Here is a 1,835-nt window from a genome sequence, read left to right as displayed (position 1 = left end):
GCGGTCAGCTAGAGCCTACTATGTTGGCTGATGACCCAACGGAGCGGTATGAAGTTAGCCCTGAATGCGCTGATACTTATGCTTTAGCGGATGGAAAAAAGCCGAAAATTGTAATAGACGGTTTCAGCAATAAAACGTTATATACAAGCGATAAGATATTGCAAGCATTGCGTGAGAATATGGAAACGATGGTAACATCGCTGGACACCTTTACCATCTTACCCGCAAGCGAGGAAAACTCTAAAACGCTTAAAGACAGCATTGATATTGCTCAAGCAAGGGGTGCTGATTACCTTATGACAGCTTCCATAGAAGCGATGGATAGCAAGATAGTTGGGGATGCCTGCGCCGAAGAGGGCGGTTGCAAGTATAACGTCTCGCTGGTGCTCACTGCTAACTATATCAACGTGAACACGGGCGAGCAGCTGCATAGTGCAAAATTGACTACAAGCGTTGCCATCCCATATAGCAACGGGGAGACTATATCAGACGATACGGTTATTGCACTGGCAAACTCTGCAGTCAAAAACATCGTCAGCACGGCTATGAGAGATGAAACGCTTAAAGCTATCCCTTTGCGCACTTACATAGTTGAGCTGCGGGGCAATAAACAGGTTGCTCTTGTTACGTTGGGTGTAAGTAGCGGGCTTTCGTCTGACATGCTATTTAGACCTTACGAACTAAAGGTACAGACTGACTTTGTAACCGGCAAGACATACTGCCATATAACACCTATGCCTTTTACAATGAGCGTCTCTGACTATGTGAACTCAACTGGTGCATGGCTCAAGGTAAATACTACTAAGAAACAACACCTTGAAAAGCTTAAAACAGGGACGCTTATACAACGAGTGCCTACTGATAAGAAGAAATCCATAATAGGGCTGTTCTAATATGCGCAACGCATTTATAATAATCCTGTTGACGCTGTCGGCTGCAACATTTGCTGCTGGTAGCGATTCAGACGGATTTAGGGGTATTGCATGGGGTAGTTCGGCGGCTCAAACACCGGGCTTAACCCCTGCAGACGGCTACAAGAACGGGGTATCAGCCTATCGGCTGAATAATGAGCGGCTTGACTTAAACGGTATTCCGCTGGAGTCTGTGCTGTATCTATTCAAAGACGGACTTTTTTACTCTGTTCGGCTTGGGCATAGAGATGAATACGCTTATCAAATCAATGCAGAGCTAAAAAGACTCGTAGCTGCAGCTCCGCCTGATAGCCCAGTAGTGAAGCGCATTATACCTATGGCAGATAAACGCGAACACCTAATCATCACCAACGCAAACGCTCTAAAGCCCACTGGCGCAAGTGGCACATCTGGCACAACCCCAGCTGGGGCTGCACCCACCAGCAACGCTAACTCAGGTGGTAGCACTAATGGGGCTGCACTCGCCAGCAACGCTAACTCAGCTGGTAGCACTAATGGGGCTACACCCACCAACAAAGCTAACTCAGATGGCAACACTAATAATGGCTATGCTGTGGAGCTTGTAATTGATGGAGTAGAAAGCGTTGTGGCTTTTGGTGGCGAGTGTCGGCTTGTGGCAGGCAGTCGTATCACCTTTAAGCGACTCTTGTTGAATGGGCAGGACATGTCAGCACCACTGAACTTCAAAGGCTGGTATCCTAAAGACAGACCTGTCAACACGGGGGACGATAGGGATATAGATATTACTATCAAGCCAAAAATGATGATTCCTCGCTACAATCTTGATAAAAAGGGGCAGAAGTTCCCCGTTAAAGCGGTTATAGGCGGGAATGAAACCGCTATAATATACATAATATTGGAATAAGAGGCTAAAACTATGATAAAGAAACTGCTAATAACGAC

2 protein-coding genes are annotated in these 1,835 nt (G+C 46.4%); both read left to right on the top strand.

Going from position 1 to position 1,835, the window contains the following annotated elements; genetic code table 11:
* Nucleotides 1-893, top strand: an 893-nt coding sequence (locus AC1MDJ_RS07650; RefSeq protein WP_479690330.1) for a hypothetical protein, incomplete at its 5' end; no start/stop codon positions are given.
* Nucleotide 894: 1 nt separating this feature from the next.
* Nucleotides 895-1,797 carry a hypothetical protein gene (locus AC1MDJ_RS07645; protein WP_479690329.1) on the top strand — a complete coding sequence of 301 codons (903 nt, stop codon included), beginning with the start codon at nucleotides 895-897 and terminating at the stop codon, nucleotides 1,795-1,797.
* Nucleotides 1,798-1,835 lie beyond the last annotated feature (38 nt).

It is taken from the genome of Candidatus Termitispirillum reticulitermitis (genome assembly GCF_054655775.1).
Note: the sequence above shows the minus strand (reverse complement) of the source record. Positions and strands in the feature narration are given on the sequence as shown.